10 protein-coding genes and 2 pseudogenes are annotated in these 18480 nt (G+C 29.9%); 10 read left to right on the top strand and 2 right to left on the bottom strand.

Going from position 1 to position 18480, the window contains the following annotated elements:
* The first annotated feature begins 29 nt into the window (after positions 1-29).
* The 10 genes from OIF33_RS00390 (at position 30) to OIF33_RS00345 (ending at position 15196) form a co-directional block, all read left to right on the top strand.
* Positions 30-1061: an ABC transporter ATP-binding protein gene (locus tag OIF33_RS00390; RefSeq protein ID WP_322502243.1), complete on the top strand. Its 1032-nt coding sequence runs from the start codon at positions 30-32 to the stop codon at positions 1059-1061.
* A 40-nt stretch (positions 1062-1101) separates the two neighbouring features.
* Positions 1102-2148: an ABC transporter substrate-binding protein gene (locus OIF33_RS00385; RefSeq protein ID WP_322502242.1), complete on the top strand. Its 1047-nt coding sequence runs from the start codon at positions 1102-1104 to the stop codon at positions 2146-2148.
* A gap of 15 nt (positions 2149-2163) precedes the next feature.
* A complete protein-coding gene (locus tag OIF33_RS00380) occupies positions 2164-3870 on the top strand; it encodes an adenine deaminase C-terminal domain-containing protein (RefSeq protein WP_322502241.1) in 1707 nt (568 codons plus the stop codon).
* A 117-nt stretch (positions 3871-3987) separates the two neighbouring features.
* Positions 3988-5322 (top strand): amidohydrolase, encoded by a 1335-nt coding sequence (locus tag OIF33_RS00375; protein WP_322502240.1) that lies wholly within the window; start codon positions 3988-3990, stop codon positions 5320-5322.
* Between the two features lie 381 nt (positions 5323-5703).
* Positions 5704-6054, top strand: a complete 351-nt coding sequence (locus tag OIF33_RS00370) for a hypothetical protein (protein ID WP_322502239.1) — start codon at positions 5704-5706, stop codon at positions 6052-6054.
* 598 nt (positions 6055-6652) lie between these two features.
* Positions 6653-10720, top strand: a complete 4068-nt coding sequence (locus OIF33_RS00365) for a glycoside hydrolase family 2 TIM barrel-domain containing protein (protein ID WP_322502238.1) — start codon at positions 6653-6655, stop codon at positions 10718-10720.
* 276 nt (positions 10721-10996) lie between these two features.
* Positions 10997-11587 (top strand): hypothetical protein, encoded by a 591-nt coding sequence (locus OIF33_RS00360; protein ID WP_322502237.1) that lies wholly within the window; start codon positions 10997-10999, stop codon positions 11585-11587.
* 291 nt (positions 11588-11878) lie between these two features.
* Positions 11879-12592, top strand: coding sequence for a DUF434 domain-containing protein (locus OIF33_RS00355; protein WP_322502236.1), 714 nt, complete (start codon positions 11879-11881; stop codon positions 12590-12592).
* A gap of 283 nt (positions 12593-12875) precedes the next feature.
* Complete coding sequence (locus OIF33_RS00350) at positions 12876-14414, top strand: glycine betaine ABC transporter substrate-binding protein (RefSeq protein ID WP_322502235.1); 1539 nt, start codon at positions 12876-12878, stop codon at positions 14412-14414.
* Between the two features lie 11 nt (positions 14415-14425).
* Positions 14426-15196: an ABC transporter ATP-binding protein gene (locus OIF33_RS00345; RefSeq protein WP_322502234.1), complete on the top strand. Its 771-nt coding sequence runs from the start codon at positions 14426-14428 to the stop codon at positions 15194-15196.
* Positions 15197-15634: 438 nt separating this feature from the next.
* Here the strand turns inward: OIF33_RS00345 and OIF33_RS17075 are convergent.
* Both OIF33_RS17075 and OIF33_RS00340 read right to left on the bottom strand, forming a co-directional pair.
* Positions 15635-15907, bottom strand: a pseudogene (locus tag OIF33_RS17075) (fibronectin type III domain-containing protein); the annotation flags it as partial.
* A gap of 216 nt (positions 15908-16123) precedes the next feature.
* Positions 16124-18076, bottom strand: a pseudogene (locus OIF33_RS00340) (glycoside hydrolase domain-containing protein); the annotation flags it as partial.
* Positions 18077-18480 lie beyond the last annotated feature (404 nt).

Below are 18480 nucleotides of genomic sequence, written 5' to 3'. Positions count from 1 at the left end.
AGCTAAAAATTTATTTGGAGGACAAAGATATGGATTTAATAAACCTACAGAATATAAATGTTTCTTATGATAAGAAAAATAACATATTAGAAAATTTAAATTTAAAGGTTAAAAAAGGAGAGTTAGTATCTCTTTTAGGACCAAGTGGATGTGGAAAAACAACAACATTAAGAGTTGTAGCTGGCTTTATAGAGCCAACAGCAGGAAAGTTTTTATTAGGAGATGAAGATTATACAAATATACCTGTTCATAATAGAAACTTTGGATTAGTATTTCAAAGCTATGCATTATTTCCACACTTAACAGTAGAGGAAAATGTAGCTTTCGGACTAAAAATGAAGAAGATGAATAAAGAAGAAATAAAAACAAAGGTTGATGAAATATTAAAAGTTGTTGATATGAGCCACTTAGCAAAGAGATATCCAAAAGAGTTATCTGGTGGACAAAGACAAAGGGTTGCAATAGCAAGAGCCTTAGTAATAGAGCCAAGCCTTTTATTATTAGATGAGCCTCTAAGTAATTTAGATGCTAAATTAAGACTAAAAATGAGAGTTGAAATAAGAAAGCTTCAACAAAAGCTTGGAATAACAACATTATTCGTAACTCATGACCAAGAAGAATGTTTTTCAATTTCAGATAGAGTAGCAGTTCTTAATAAGGGAGTAATAGAGCAATTTGATACTCCAGAAAATATTTATTCAAATCCAGCAACAGAGTTCGTTGCAAGATTTGTAGGTTTTGAAAATTTTATAGATTTAACTAAGATATCAGAGGACACTTATAAAAGTGAGGTTGGAATTAAGTTAAGAGTTAATAAAGTGAAAGATAAAAATGAAGTAAAAGCAACTATAAGACCAGATGATATAAAAATTGTAAATGAGGATTTAGAAAATACAGTAGAGGGTGTTATAGAAATAAGAACTTTCTTAGGAAAAGCATATCAATATGATGTTAAAACTGATATGGGAAATTTAATTGTAAACAGTGAAAACAGCATTGTATATGAAAAAGGGCAAAAGATAAAACTTCAATTGCCAGCAGATAAAATAGTAGTTTTATAAAATTTAAATATAAAAAAATATGTTTATAAAGGAGTAGCTTATGAAAAAGAAAATTTTAGCAACGTTATTAACAGGATTAGTATTAGGAACAGCCTTGGTTGGATGTGGAAAGACAGAGGGAGCAGAAGCAGGAAAGAAATTAGTTGTTTCAACTTGGGGACTAAATGAAGATGTATTAAAAGAGACAGTATTTGATCCATTTGCTAAAGAACATGGAGTGGAAATAGTTTTAGAAGTGGGTAATAACTCAGAGAGATTAACTAAAATGAAAAATAATCCCAACTCACAAATTGACGTAACTTATTTAGCTGAGTCTTATGCTGAACAAGGAATTGAAGCAGGAATATTTGATGAATTAGATTATTCAAAGATTCCTAATGCAAATGAAATGAATGAAAAAGCTAAAGCTACAGTAGAGGCAGGCTATGGACCAGCATACACATTAAACAGTATAGGAATAATTGTAGATCCTTCAGCAGGAATTGAAATAAATTCTTGGGAAGATTTATGGAAGCCAGAGCTTAAAAATAAGATAGCTATACCAGATATTACAACAACTAATGGGCCTGCAATGGTAGAAATAGCTGCAGAGAAAGCTGGAGTAGATGTAAAAACTGATAATGGAGAAGCTGCATTTAAAGAGTTAGAAGCTTTAAAGCCAAATGTTGTTAAAACTTATAGTAAATCTTCAGATTTAGCAAATATGTTTTCAAATGGTGAAATAGTAGCTGCAGTAGCATCAGATTTTGCTTATGGAACAATTTCAAAAGCTAAACCAGAGGTTATAAATGTAATACCAGAGTCAGGAACTTACTTAAACTTTAATACAATAAACATAAATAAAAATTCAAAAAATAAAGGTTTAGCTTATGAATTTATTAACTACGCTCTAAGTAAATATGTTCAAGAAAGAACTGCTAAGGCTTTAAATGAATCACCAGTTAACAAGGAAGTTAAGTTAACAGAAGAGGAAACTAAGAACTTAACATATGGACCAGTACTTGATAATGCAAAAGTAATAGACTTTAAATTCGTTAACTCAGTAATGAATGAATGGGTTAATAACTGGAACAGAATAATGAACTAGTTTATAGGTAATAGAATGGAAGCAGAATTAATTATTAAAAACTTAAATGTGTATAATAGCTATTTCAAAAAGTTTATAAAAGGTGATGTTTTAATAAATAAGGGGAAATTTATTCATATAGGAAAAGAATATGAGGATAGATTAACATCTAAAAATATAATAGATGGAGATGGAAAATATATTATTCCAGGTTTAATAGATATACACATGCATATAGAGAGTTCAATGACTATTCCAAGTGAATTTTCTAAGGCTGCAATAAAACATGGGGTCACTACAGTAGTAGCTGATCCTCATGAAATAGCTAATGTTTTTGGTGTTCATGGTATAGAAGAATTTATTAAGTCTAAGGAAAAGTTAGATATATTTTATGGCATACCTAGTTCGGTTCCTTCAACTTCAAGTTCCTTAGAGACAACAGGTGGAGAAATAACTCCTAATGAGGTAGAGAAATTATTAGAATATGATAATATTCTTTGTCTTGGAGAGGTAATGAACTTTAAGGATTTAATAGAAGATGAGGATTCTAATATAAATCAAATAATAAACGTAAGCAAAAAGAAGAATGTACCTTTAGAGGGTCATTGTCCAAAAATTCAAGGGGTGGATTTATCTCTTTATATTTATAGAGGAGTTAATGGAGATCATACTCAACAAACACTAGCCTCTCTTGAAGAAAAAATACAAGATGGTATGTTTATAGAAATGCAACACAAATCAATGACGGCTGATAATATAAAGTTTTTAGTTGAAAATAATTTATATGAGCATTTTGCTTTGGCAACAGATGATGTAATGGCAGATAAATTAATTAAGGGGCATCTGAATGAATTGGTAAAAGAGGCTGTAAAGCTCGGAATGTCAATAGAAAATGCAATATATGTAGCTACATATACACCAGCTCGAAGAATGAATCTTTTGGATAGGGGAGCAATAGCACCGGGAAAGGTGGCAGATTTTATATTACTAGATAATATAGAAGATTTTAATATATATGAAGTTTATAAAAATGGGGAAATGGTTTTTAATAGAGATAAGGGGTTAAAAGAAGAGTTTTTTAAGGAGAAAAGTACTTTAGATTATAGATTTTATAATAGTTTAGAATTAAGTCAAGTTACTAGAGAAAGCTTGTTAGTTAAAGTACCGAAGAATTATGAAAATAAAGTAACTTGTAGGACTATGAAGGTAGCGAAAAATACTACTTTTACAGAAGAGGGAGAAGTAACTTTAGATATTCATAATAATCTTTTACAGTGGGAAAATAGTAAATGTGCGTTGATTGCTGTTTTTGAAAGATATGGTAAAAGTAACAATATAGCTTTTGGATTAGTAGAAGGGGAAATTATAAAAGAAGGAGCAATAGCAACTACTTGGGCTCATGATCATCACAATCTTATGGTGATGGGTAGAAATATTAAGGATATGGTTATAGCAGCTAATGAGGTTATATATTCTAAGGGGGGATATGTAGTCTCAAATAATAATGAAGTAATTGCTAAATTAGAACTGCCAATAGGCGGAATAGTTAGTGATGAGCCTATTGAAATCATAGGAGAAAAACTAGGGGAAGTTAGAAATGCTATGAGAGATTTAGGATATAATCATATGAATGAAATTATGTCATTTAGTACCTTGTCGTTACCAGTAAGCCCTGCTTTAAAGATAACAGATAAGGGATTAATAGACGTTAAAAAGTGTAGTATTGTTTCTTTATTTAAATAAAAAACTCTGCTTTGAAGTATAGGAAATTAGGATAAAAATAAAGTAAGGGGGTGTATCATAGGGGGATACAGCCTCTTATTTTTAATTTATTTTTAGTAAATGTTTGGAGGATAAAATATGGATAAAAGAGTAACTTTGGTAAAAAATATTACGGTTCTTACTATGAATGAAAATAAAGAAATTATAGAGAATGGGATAGTTGCTTTTGAAGGAAATAGAATAATATATGTTGGAGATGATGTAAGTAAAGAGGAAATATTTAAAAGAGATGGATATAAAGTTGAAGTAATAGATGGAGAAGAGGGAATCTTAATGCCTGGTATGATAAATTGTCATACTCATGGCTCTATGGTACCTTTTAGAAGTTTAGCTGATGATTGTAAGGATAGATTAAAGAGATATTTATTTCCTTTAGAACAAAGATTAGTTGATGAAGAATTAACTTATATAGGAGCTAAATATGCCATAGCAGAAATGCTATTAGGAGGAGTAACCACTTTTTGTGATATGTATTATTTTGAGGATGAGGTAGCTAAGGCCGCAAAAGAATTAAATATGAGAGGTATACTATGTGAAACAATAGTAGATTTTCCTTCACCAGATTCTAAAGAGGCTTTTGGTGGTTTAGATTATTCAATAGATTTCATAGAAAAATGGAAAGATGATGATTTAATAACTCCAGGAATAGCGCCTCATGCACCATACACTAATACGGATGCATCCTTAAAAGAGGCTTATAGAATCAGTAAAAAATATAATGTTCCTATTACTATGCATTTATCAGAAATGGATTATGAGTTAAAGGAGTGTATAGAAAAATATAATCTTACTCCTGTTGGATATTTAGATAAGCTTGGAGTTTTAGACTCTAATTTTATAGCAGCTCATGCAGTTTTAGTTAATGATTATGATATAGAGATTTTAAAGAAAAATGGTGCTAAAGTATCTCATAATATTGGGGCAAATGCTAAGGGAGCAAAAGGAGTAGCTCCTATATTAAAGTTTAAAGAATCAGGAATAAATGTGGGGCTTGGAACTGATGGTCCTATGAGTGGAAACACTTTAGATATATTAACTCAAATGTCACAGGTAGGAAAAATCCATAAATTATTCAATAATGATAGAACAGTATTGCCATCAGTAGAGTTAGTAGAAATGGGAACTATAGGTGGAGCTAGAGTATTAGGTATAGATAAAGAAGTTGGATCCATAGAAGAAGGAAAAAAAGCAGACTTAACCTTAATAGAAACAAAATCAGTCAACATGCAACCGATATATGATTATTATGCGGCTATAGTATATTCAGCTAATGTAAGTAATGTAGAGTTAGTAGTGGTTGATGGTAAGATTGTTGTTAAAAATAAGAGGTTATTAAGTGGAAATTTTTCTGAGATCAGAAAAAGCTTATTAAATTTACAAGATAAAATAAAAAAAGTTGCTAGAGAATTTTAATTTTTGTTCTTTATTATATTTATATTTGGAATAATTATAGTGATTATAAATATTTTGAAGCATATGCAAGACCAGACCAAGAAAATTCTGGAGCAGCAGTAACTTTTGAAGTTCACATATATGGAGAAAAAGTATTTGATATTGGACTTGTGAATATAAACAATAAGATATTAAATAATTAAATAAAAGATTAACTGAGTCTAATTAAGTAAATATTATTTAGTAGGATAAATTTTTAACCGCACATTTAAATTTAATAGGTGTGCGGGTATTCTTTGAAAATAGATATGAATTAATTATATTAGCTATAAAAATTTTAAAAAGAATGACACCAATAATAGTACAAGTGAATAGCATGATATGGAAAGGAGTTGGTATAAAATGTCATTAGAATTTATGGATTATTATAGAGATCAAAGTACTCTATATGATCAATGCAAAAACTGTATGACATATCATGTTGTCATAGTAATGAGAGATGGAAGTACATTTGATGGTATTATGGATGATGTAGATGCTGATAATGCTACTGTATTAGTTGGTGAAGATGTAATAACGGATGATATGGAAGACCTAATGGATAGACAAGAATCCTTTGGTTATCGACCTCGAAGAAGAAGAAGGCATAGACGCTTTAGAAGAAGAAAATTTCCAATGCGTAACATTCATAGAATAGGATTATTAGGATATCCATTTTTTGTACCTCCATTTCCTTTTTTTCCAGGATTTTAGAATAATAAATTTACATTTGTTACAGTAGTTATAACAATATTTTATTAATTTATTTCATATAATATTTAAGAAATAAAAAGATAATTTAAATTAAAATCTTATAACATAAGATAACCTTAAATAGTTCTAGAAAAGATATAATAAATAGGAATATCAACAATATGAAAATTTATACAGTATTTTGTATGAAGAATAGTATTATATAAAAAAAGCACATTGAATTTATTTTCAATGTGTTTTTTGTTAAGGATATTAAAATATTTATATTTCTGAAACTTATGATATACATAAATAAATGGATGATTTTAGTTAAAAATTAGCTTTATTAATATTAAGATGTATTATCATTAAACATTGTAATATATCTTTTTTAGAATAATAAATTAGAATTATCAACTAATTAAAATGATAAAGAAAAAGTATTTATATAAAAATTGTTAATACTTTACTGTTCACTAATAAAATGTTATTATTATACATAATAGTTAATAAAAGTAATATAGGTTGATGGCTTAAATTAATTATAAGAAATTAACACTTCTATAATTTATAGTTTTATTAACTTTAACCTATGCTAATTAAAAGGGGGAATAGTAACATGAAACCATTTCACAAAAAAAGCTCTGCTCTAGGGGTAGCATTAGCTTTTGCTTTAACTTTGTCACCTACTTTAGTAATGGCTGAAACAAGACAAGTTCCAGAATCTGAAACAGTACATGTTGGATTTATTAAGGATGGAGAACGGTCAACTATCTTTAATGACAATTGGAAGTTCTTTAAGGGTGATCCATCAGGTGCAGGGGCTGTAGATTTTGATGATTCTTCTTGGAGAGGATTAAATTTACCTCATGACTGGAGTATTGAAGGAGACTTTACTGTACAAGGAGAAGCTGAAAGTGGATTTTTATTAGGAGGGACTGGATGGTATCGTAAAAGCTTTGTAGTTCCTGAAAAGTATGATGGTAAAGACTTTACATTAAATTTTGATGGTGTGTATATGAATGCAGAAGTCTATGTAAACGGTAAAAAGATAGGTGAACATAATTATGGTTATACTGCTTTTGCCTTTGATATTACTGATGCATTAGTATGTGATGGACAAACAGAAAATATAATTGCTGTTAAGGTATCTAATCCTGTGCCAACTAGTAGATGGTATTCAGGAAGTGGGATTTATCGTGATGTAACATTAAGTGTTACAGATTCTATCCATGTTTCTCATTTAGGAACGACAGTTACAACTCCAAATATTGAAGAACAAAAAGATGGTAATGTAGACGTAGCTATTGAGACTATTGTTGAAAACGAATCCATAGAAGAATCTAATGTTACAGTTAAAAGTACTATATTAGATGCTAATGGAGAGGAAGTTAGTGAACCAGTAATAAGTGAACAAATTATAGCTGCTAATGAGAGTGTAACTTTCAATCAAACTGGTATTGTCAATAAACCAGATTTATGGTCAGTTGACAATCCTAATATGTATAAAGTGAAAAGTGAAGTTTTAATAGATGGTAAAGTAGTGGATACTTATTTCACAGACTTTGGATTCAGATATTATAACTTTGATAAAGATACTGGATTCTCATTAAATGGAGAAATGATGAAATTAAAAGGTGTTTGTATGCACCACGACCAAGGAGCCTTAGGAGCTGCTTCTTACTACCGTGCTGTAGAGCGTCAAATGGAAATAATGAAGGAAATGGGAGTTAATGCAATACGTGTTTCTCATAATCCAGCAAGTGACATGTTACTAGAAATTTGTGACCGTTTAGGACTATTGGTTATAAATGAAGCTTTTGATACATGGACAAATCCTAAGAACGGAAACGTAAATGACTTTTCTAAGTACTTTAATGAAGTAATAGAAGAGGAAAATGAGATTATAAATGGAACATCAGGAATGACATGGGGAGAGTTTGAAGCTAGATCTATGGTCAAAAATTCTAAGAATAGCCCATCAATAATAATGTGGTCAATAGGTAACGAGGTATTAGAAGGAATTAGTGGAAGTGCATCTAACTATACTAATGTAGCTCAAGATATAATTGATTGGATTGAGGCAGAAGATGCAACAAGACCTGTTACTATAGGTGATAACAGAACTAAAAATGGTGATAGAACGGCAGAGGCTATTTCAGAAGTAGTTGATGATAATGGTGGACTAGTTGGATTTAACTATGCTAATGAGAGACAAGTTGCACAACAAAGAGAAAGACATCCAGATTGGACATTATATGCTTCTGAAACTAGTAGTGCAGTTCATACTAGAGGATATTATAAAACAAAAGGAATAGATTATGGAAATCATCGTATTTCAGAGTACGACAATGATACTACAAGAGTTGGTTGGGGACACTCAGCTAGTGACGCTTGGAAGTTCGTTATAAAGAATGACTATAATGCAGGAGAATTTGTATGGACAGGCTTTGACTATATAGGTGAGCCTACTCCTTGGAATGGTACTGGTAGTGGTAGTGTTGGTGGTGGAAATGGTCCATCTCCAAAATCAAGTTACTTTGGTATAGTTGATACTGCAGGTTTTGAAAAAGATATATATTATTTATATCAAAGTCAATGGAATGATGATGTAAATACATTACATGTACTTCCAACATGGAATAGAGAAGATATAGTTATAGAAAATAGAAATGTTGAGGTAAATGTATTTACTGATGCTCATAAAGTAGAATTATATCTAAATGATGAAAAGGTTGGAGAGCAAACTTCAACTGAGCATACAACTGAGGCTGGTTATAAATACTATACTTTTGGAAATGATTCATTATATCCAGTATTTAACGTTCCTTATGAAGAAGGTACTTTAACTGCTAAGGCATATGACAAGGATGGAAATGAAATTACAAATACAGAAGGTAGAAAGTCAGTTACAACAACAGGTGACCCTACTACTGTAAAACTAAGTGCAGATAGAGATACTATTGATTCTGATGGATATGATTTATCTTATATTACTGTAGATATAGTAGATGAGGATGGAAATATAGTTCCAGGTGCATCTAATAGATTAAACTTTGAATTAGAGGGTAATGGTAAGATTGTAGGTGTTGATAATGGAGATCAAACTGATACAGAATCTTATAAACCTACAAGTGATACAACTGCCACTAGAAAGGCATTAAGTGGTAAAGCCTTAGTAATAGTACAATCAACTAAGGATGCAGGTGCTATGACATTAAATGTTTCTGGAGAGGGTTTACAATCTCAATCTATAGAAATTAATACTGTAAACAATGCTGGAGATGATAAATTCTTAGAGTCTTATGAAATTGTTAAAGACTATTATGTTAATTTAAGTGAAAAGCCAGAATTACCATCAACTGTAGAGGGAAGATATAGCGATGGAACAACTGAGAATTTTAATATCTTATGGAATGAATATGATGAGTCAGAATTAGATACTCCACAGATCTTTAAGGTGAATGGTAAATTAGAAGGAACAGATGTTGCTGTAAATGTTAATGTTCACGTAATTGGTGATGTTGTTTCAATGGAAAACTATTCGACATTCACATATGCTGGACAAGCTCCTACACTTCCTAAGACAGTAAAAGGATATTTGGCAGATGGAGGAGAATGTGAAGAATTTAAAGTAGATTGGAATTTAGAAGAAGTAGATTTTAGTGAACCTAATACAACAGTTGCTGTTGAAGGAGAGGTTTCTTTATTAGGTAAGAGATATACTGTAACTTCAACAGTGCGTGTAGTTGAGGCTTTAAAAGCAGCTTCTAATCTTGCTATAAATAATTCTTCTAATGAAGATATTCCTACTTTAAGTCAAAGTTGTATTTCTCAATCAGATAATTTAAATGCTATTAATAATGGAATAACTAATAATAGCTTAGATACAAGAGAGCGTTGGACAAACTGGAATGAGCGTAACTTAACAGTAAATGGAGAACCTAAAGGGGCATATGTTCAATTAGATTGGGAAAATAAATATGATGTAGATAGACTAGATTTATGGTTATTTACTGATAATGTATATGGAAGAATTCCTAAGAAGGTTGAAATAAGTTATAAAAATGAAGCTGGTGAATATGTTGTTGCTCCTCATTCAAATACAACAGAGGTATCATACCTTGCTGGAGAGACAACTTATTTCTTAGATGAAGTAATAAATACTGATAGCATACGTATATACATGCAACAACCTGAAGTAGGAAAGTGTATTGGATTATCAGAAGTTGCTGTTTATGAGTATATACCACAAATGAATGCTAATACAAATAATACTTTATCTGAAATTAAATTAGATGGAAAAGCTTTAGAAGGTTTTGATCCTAATACCACTGAGTATACAGTTAATTTAGAAACATTACCTACAACTGTAGAAGCTTTAGCAGATGAGAATGCAGCAATAACTATTTTACCGGTTTATAAAAATAAATCAACAATAGTTGTTCGTTCAGAATCTGGTTCTAAGAATGTTTATACTCTAAATTATGCATTAGAAGAGGATGAGATTTCAGCTGATGTCAATGGTGATGGAGTTATAAACGTAGGAGACTTGTCAATAGTATCTAAATATCAAGGTGATGTTATACCAGGTAATTCTCTAAGTGAGAAATCTGATATAAATAGAGATGGTATAGTAGATACAGCTGACATTCAAATAGTAATGAATAGCATTTTAGGAGAATAGTTTTACTGAATATAATATTTTCTTAAATAAAAATTAATTTATGTAAAAACACAAGGCACCATATAAAATGCCTTGTGTTTTTATTATATAAAGAATATAGAGAATATAGAGAAAAAAAGGAGTTTATTAAAGGAGTGTACTATATGAAGAAGTTTATTATATGACTGAAAATATGTAAATTAGTTGAGCATTATTATTTTAATAGGTATAATTTATTACTGGAATCATAAAGACATCCATACCAATTAATGAAATTTTAACGAAGGAGAAGGTTAAATGGAGAAAAATAATAAAAGTAGTATTTTAAAATATGTTTCAGTGGTAGTAATAATCTCTATATTACTTGGCGGTATAGCATATCTTTTAATAGAGGTTAAATATAAGTCTGAGCCAACTAATGAGAAAGTTAGCACTAAAGAAGAAAATACTAATATTACCTCTAATGACACACATGAATATGTTGCAAAAAATGAAGATGCAAATAGTAGTAAAGAAGTAAATGAAGATATAAGGGAAGACTTTAAAAACAAAAGTTTAAGTGCAGAAGAATTACTTCCAAAGGGTCAAGGATTTTTTAGGTACTATAATGCTTTAATAACAACTTTAAGATCTTATGATGTAAGCAACGTAGAAAATGCAAAAGTTGTTTATGAGTTAAGTGATGAGTTATTAAATAATATGTATAGAGAATTTAAAGAAAATTTATCTCAAGAAGATTTTAAAAAAATAACAAAAGTTCAAAAGAAATGGATAGACAATAAAAAGAAAATTGAAAAAGAGTTTAAAAATGATGAATTAGCTAAATATCAAAAATTTATTAATATGACACTAGATAAATGTGAAGAGTGGACAAACTATTATAAATAATTGCGAATAAAAAATCCATGATATTATATCGTGGATTTTTTACTTTTTAATAGTATATAATTAAAAGTAAACTTATACATAAATATATTAAAAATCATAAGTGGGAACTATTAAGAAATACTATAATTAGATGTTGAATTAAATAGAGTCTCTTCTGACTGTTTTGTAGAAGAAAAAGTTTATTTAGATTATTGATAGAAAGTTAGAAGGAATGTTAAAGTTGTACAAAGTAAAATAGAGAAGTATTTACTTAATGAAAAATAATTTTAATACTATAAAGTGAGGATAAGAATGAGCAAGGTAACTAAAAGAGGATTTGACGAAAGTGATAAGAGATGGTTTTATAATAAGGAACAAGAAAGATTACAAAAAGCAAAAGAAGAAATTGAATGGTTAATAAGTAGAGATTATAAAATGGAGCATGTTATTAAATTTGTTGGAGATAGATATCAATTTTCTCTAAGACAGAGAGATGCTTTAAAAAGAGGAGTCTGTTCTGAAGAAAGTAAGAAGATAAGAAGAGAAAAAAGACTTCCTTTAGAATGTTTAAGAGAAGGAGCTATACATATAGATGGCTTCAATTTATTAATAACCCTTGAAGTTGCTCTATCAGGAGGAACTTTAATTATAGGAAGTGATGGTTGTATTAGAGATTTAGCAGGACTTAGAGGGACTTATAAAATTATTGATAAAACAGATAAAGCTCTAAAAATAATTGGAGAATTTTTGAATAAGTATAATTGTAAAAATGTTATTTTTTATTTGGATTCTCCTGTTTCTAATTCAGGTAATTTAAAGCATAAAATATTAGAGTATTCTAAGGAATGGAATATAAATGTAGAGGTTAATTTAGTTAATAATGCTGATGTAATTTTAGAAAAATTAGATAGAGTTGTAAGTACTGATGCAGTAATAATTGATAAGTGTGTAAATTACTTTAATATGGCGCGAGAGATAATTGAAAATTATATAGAAGAGACTATTATAATAGATTTGGAAAAATAGTTTAATAATATAAAAAGGTGTAAACTTTGAATTATAAAATGATTGTGATTCTATTTATAAAACATCCTATATTTAAAAGTTTAAATATAGGGTGTTTTTAATTTTCTTACTCAAGTCTTTTGATTTGAAATATATTTTAAGTTATTTGTGATTAATTCATATAAAAATATTTAAAGGAATAAATAGTGATTCCTAATTATAAAATAGTAAAAAAGAGCGTGTTTTACTTAATTAGTTATTTGTAGAAAGTTATTTTAAAAATTATAAAGGGGGACAGGAAAAGGTGATTAGTGATATATTTGTGCAATTAACAGAAAAGAAGGAATTCTATTTGAATCTTTTACTTGAGCATTTGCAAATTTCACTCCTTGCTATTATTATAGCTTGCATTATTGGGCTATTAATAGGAATTTTAATTAGTGAATATAAGAAAAGTTCTAAGGCAATTCTTGCAATTATAAATTTTGTCTATACTATTCCATCAATATCACTATTAGGTTTTTTAATTCCTTTATCAGGTATTGGAAATACTACTGCAATTATAGCATTGACTATATATGCACTTTTACCAATGGTTCGAAATACTCATACTGGAATTACCAATATTGATAGTAGAATTTTAGAAGCTGCCGAGGGCATGGGAAGCACAAAATTTCAAATTTTATATAAGATAAAACTTCCCCTTGCAATGCCAGTCATTATGGCTGGAGTAAGAAATATGGCTACTATGACAATTGCTCTTGCTGGTATAGCTTCTTTTATAGGTGCAGGGGGATTAGGTGTCGCTATTTATAGAGGAATAACTACTAATAATTCTGCCATGACTTTAGCGGGAAGTTTACTTATAGCTTTATTAGCCATAGTGGTAGATTTTATTCTTAGTAAAGTTGAGAGTATAGGAAAAAGGAAGAGAAGAAATATAGGAAAGAAAAGAGGAATAGCAGGAATTATTTTAATTATAATTTGTGCATTAATATTTGGAAGAGTATTAACAAAAGAAGGTAATATTGATACTATAAATATTGCTACAAAACCTATGACTGAACAGTATATAATAGGAGCTATGCTAAAAGATGTAATTGAACAAGACACGGATTTAGAAGTTAAATTAACTCAAGGTGTTGGTGGAGGTACATCTAATATTATGCCAGGTATGGAAAGTGGAGAGTTTGATATGTATCCAGAGTATACTTCTACTGGATGGAATATGGTATTAAATCATAAGGGATTTTATGATGAAACCATGTATGAAGAGTTAAAGAAAGAATATGCAGAAAAATATCATTTAACTTGGACAGGAGTAGTTGGATTTAATGATACTTATGGACTTGCAGTAAGAAAAGATATAGCAGAAGAATATAACCTTAAGACCTATTCTGATCTTGCAAAAATATCTGACAAGCTGGTATTTGGTGCAGAGTATGATTTTTATGAGAGACCAGATGGATATGAGGCATTTTGTTCAACATATGGATTCAATTTTAAAGAAACCATTGATTTAGATATTGGATTAAAATATCAGGCTATGAATGAAGGTAAAGTTGATGTTATGGATATATTCACTACGGATGGACAGCTTGCAGTTGCTGAGGTTGTAGTCTTAAAGGATGATAAAAATTTCTTTTCTTCAGCTATGGCAGCTATGGTAGTAAGGGATGAAATCTTAGAAGATTATCCTGAATTAAATGATGTTTTCAAGAAGCTTGAAGGAATTTTAGATGATGAAAAGATGGCATACTTAAATTATAGGGTAGAGACGGAAGGAGTTGACGCTGAAGTTGTTGCTCGTGAATTCTTGATAGAAAAGGGAATTCTTAAATAGGGGGAGAATAAATGAGTGCAATTATTAAATTCCAAAATATAAAGAAAACTTATGGGGAAAACACCGTTATAGAGAATTTTAATCTTGATATTGAACAAGGAGAGTTCCTAACTGTAATAGGAAGTTCAGGATGCGGTAAAACAACGATTTTAAAGATGATAAATGGTCTTATAAAACCAGAGGAAGGAACCATACTAGTTAGGAATAAAAATATTGAAGAGGAAGATATTATATCACTTCGTAGAAATATAGGTTATTCCATACAGGGGAGCGTTCTTTTCCCTCATATGACCATAGAAAAAAATATTGCCTATGTTCCTAATTTATTAAATAAAAAAAATAAAGAGAAAACAAGGAATGCAGTGAAGAAGTGGATGGATATTGTAGGGTTAGATGAAGAACTTTTAGGTAGGTATCCAGATGAGCTTTCTGGAGGACAACAACAAAGGGTGGGAATTGCAAGGGCCTTATCAACATCACCAGACTTACTTTTAATGGATGAACCTTTTGGAGCTGTAGATGAAATTACTAGGGGGCAATTACAAGAGGAAATAATTAGAATCCATAAGCAAACTGGTATAACTATTATTTTTGTAACTCATGATATTTCAGAGGCAATTAAACTTGGAACAAAGATTCTTGTTATGAATGATGGGAAAATAGAACAATATGGAAAACCAAGAGAAATATTAAATAACCCAAAAACAGAATTTGTAGAAAAACTAGTTGCAAGAGAAAAGAAATTACATGATTTTTTACAAAATAAAGTAGAAGAAATATAGTTAGGATTCATTGGTTTATTGGAGAATTATATAAATCAAAAAATGTTTATAGTATATTATTTGTATAATACCAAATATATTTTATAAAGTTCTAAATTATATTATAAACAATACAAAAGGGGATGTATCAAAACTCGTATATAAAACTTATAAATATATTCCGAGAATTACTGAATTTTAAGTGAAAGTCCAAATTTTAATTTGGATTCTTGAACTTATCCAATGGAACTTTAGTTACATTGGAGTCATTATTTATAGCAATTACTCCGAATAATTTGCTAAAGCTCAGAACTCCCGCTGGTAAAACAGCTTCGCTTCTTAACGCAAATTATTCTACGTAATAGCTTAAATTCTAAAGTTCATTCAGATATTCTCTTCATATTATTTATAAGTTTTATTGATGAGTTATTTTGATACAGCCCCTTTTTTATTAAGTTTTTATCTTGTAGTTCTTAAGGTAATAGATTCTTTATTGGATATTTCACCATTGCTATATTTAGCTGCTATTTTAAAGTTATAAATAGTGTGTCTATTTAAATTGGTAAATTTATAAGTAGTTTCTTCAGGTTTTAATTCTACCACTTTTTTACCGTCCTTATAAAGAATATAGCCCTCTAAACCCTTAGTAGTTTCAGGAGCTTCCCAAGTGACAGAAACATTATTCTTATTAATTTCTAGTGCTTCAAAGTTTCTAACAGGATTAACTATTATATTTTCATCTTGTGATGAGATAAATTCTCTTGCAAAATCATTTATTCCTTCTTTCATTCTGTTCACTTCTAAAATAGTTAAATCTTTATCAGCTTGAGAAGCAGCTACTGCAGAGCCATATCCATTTCCACCTTGCTTAGGTCTTTTAAGTGATTTAACTAAAGCATCTATATCATCCTTTAATTCTGGAGCATTTTCCATTAGATATTTAGCTTTATTTATATCCCTTATACCTTCCTTTAATCTTTCAAATCTAGGAGTAGAGTAGAAGGTATTAGTAGTGCTATCTTTTTCAGCTGGGTATATAAACCAAGGGTCACCAGGCTCCCAATATTTATATGATACATTTTCTAATGGATTTTCAACCCATCCATCCCATGACCAACGCATAAATCCATCAGTATTTTGAGCTAATGAATACCACATAGTCCAAGCGCTTTCTGCCGTATCACTTATGGTGAAACTATTTGGATAATCTCCAGTACAAGTATATATTGTAGTCAATAATCCAAGGTCTTCTCTATGTGCAGCCATGTTTTTCATATCATCAGAATTATGATTTATATGAGATAAGCCAATTGATATATCATCTATTCTATCTAAGAAAGAATAATCATTTCCACTTTGATAATTCATAGCAGAGGATATTTTAAAGTGATCGCCATTATTATTTGTAATACTTTCAATTAAATCAACAGAGGCTCTTAAGTCATCCATACTTCTTTCATCCATTGAAATGTATGTTATATCAAACCAACCTTTTTCTTCAAGGTGAGACATAAATGAAGTTAAAAATTGAGTCCAGGTATTTATCCAAAGTTCACTACCAGGTTTAGGACTTATTGATTCATTTTTATTCGTAGCTTCGTTAAAGTATTGTATTCTATTGTTCCAAGGAACTATACTATAACATTTTATTTGTCCAAAACCATTTTCAGGATCTAGAATTCCTAAATCTACGTTAAATTGAATCCACTTATCAAAGTGAGAGTAATCAAATTCAAAAGTACCATCAGCTTTCTTTTTCCACTTAATCATTGAAGGATCACTATCATAGGATTGGTGGTTCCAAGCCTCTTCAACTATATTAGCTATAACACCACGACCACCCATGTCTCTATACTCTTCAAGGTTTTCTCTTAAATATTTAAAATGCTTTTCTGTAAATAAATCCTCTTCAGTTATACCGTAATATCTCGCTGTAGTGTAAGGATGCTGCCATAATTCAATTTGAGTATTTGTTTCCTTTGGAAGAGGTTGTACTAAATCTAAAACTTCAAAGGAATAATCAAAAACATATGGTTTCTCTAATTCATCTGCATTTACAGTTAAAGAACCGGTATAAACTCCAGGTTTTGTATCTCTAGGAATTGAAATATTAACCCATGCAGAAGTAACTTTATTTGCTTCTATATTTAATGAACCAGATTTATGGATTATATCTGGAAATAGCTCAACAGGAGCAGATGGGTTACCACGACCTATATTTGCTAAAGTTTCCTTAAGCCAAGATATTTCAACATTATCTGAAGAAATTGTATTTCCATTTTCATTTATAAAATCACTTGAAGTTACTGCAACATTATTAACAGGGGATGACTTTGTCCAAGTAACAATTTTAGAATTAAGCTCATCTCCTATCCAAGCTACATCATTCCATGTATTTGAATTTAAATTTTTTATATCATTATAATTTTTTTGAAGGTAATGAAAATCTGTGGAACCAACAGCGACGCCAAGAAGAGCTCCTGCCTTAGTAACTTTTAATGGTATAGTTTTAGAAATATTAGTTCCTTTAACAGTAGCAATTATATTAGTTTCTCCTTCATTTTTAGTAGTTATTTCACCATTCTCATCAATAGAAGCTATATTTTCATCTTCTATCGAATAGTTTATTGTCTTCTGAGTTGAGTATGAAGGAATGACTGTTGCGTTTACTGAATCACTCATACCATTTTCAATTTGAATACCCTCTGTATTAAAAGTTATTCCAGTAGCAGGAATTTGTTTATGATAAACCTTTGCATAATCTATTTCTCCATTATAGCTACTTGAAGAAGGATTTTTTCTATGAGTAACTTTTACAGTAAGAGTGTGTTCACCATCTGATAATCCCTCTTTTTCATATAACTTTTGACCAACTAATCTAGTTGGGTTGTATGGATCCATTTCCTCAGGTTCACCACCATCTATAGTAACTTCACATATAGCAGAAGAAGGTTCTTTAACACCGTATAATTCTACTTTGTTCCCATAAAACTTTAGGGTATAACTAGGCTGAAAATCAGCAGTAGCTAAAGTCCAGAATTCATCACCATTATAGAAAGAACCTATGCCAGTACTTTCGCTCCAACCACTTGAATAAGTAAATTGGAATAAATCATCACCAATGGTGTGATCGTTTACTGGTGTTACATATTCTTTATTAGGATCTACAATTTCAGTAGAGTAGACCTTAGCGAAATCTATTTGAGCACCTAAAGGTTTTGAATTGCTTGCCATAGGATTTCTTTTATCTAAAATTTGAAATTTTAGAGTATGTTCTTCATTAGTTAAATTAGAAGCTTCAAATA

Origin of the sequence: Clostridium sp. LIBA-8841, from assembly GCF_034439435.1 — a bacterium.
Lineage (GTDB): Bacteria > Bacillota > Clostridia > Clostridiales > Clostridiaceae > Sarcina.
This window is presented reverse-complemented; position numbering and strand designations above follow the sequence as displayed.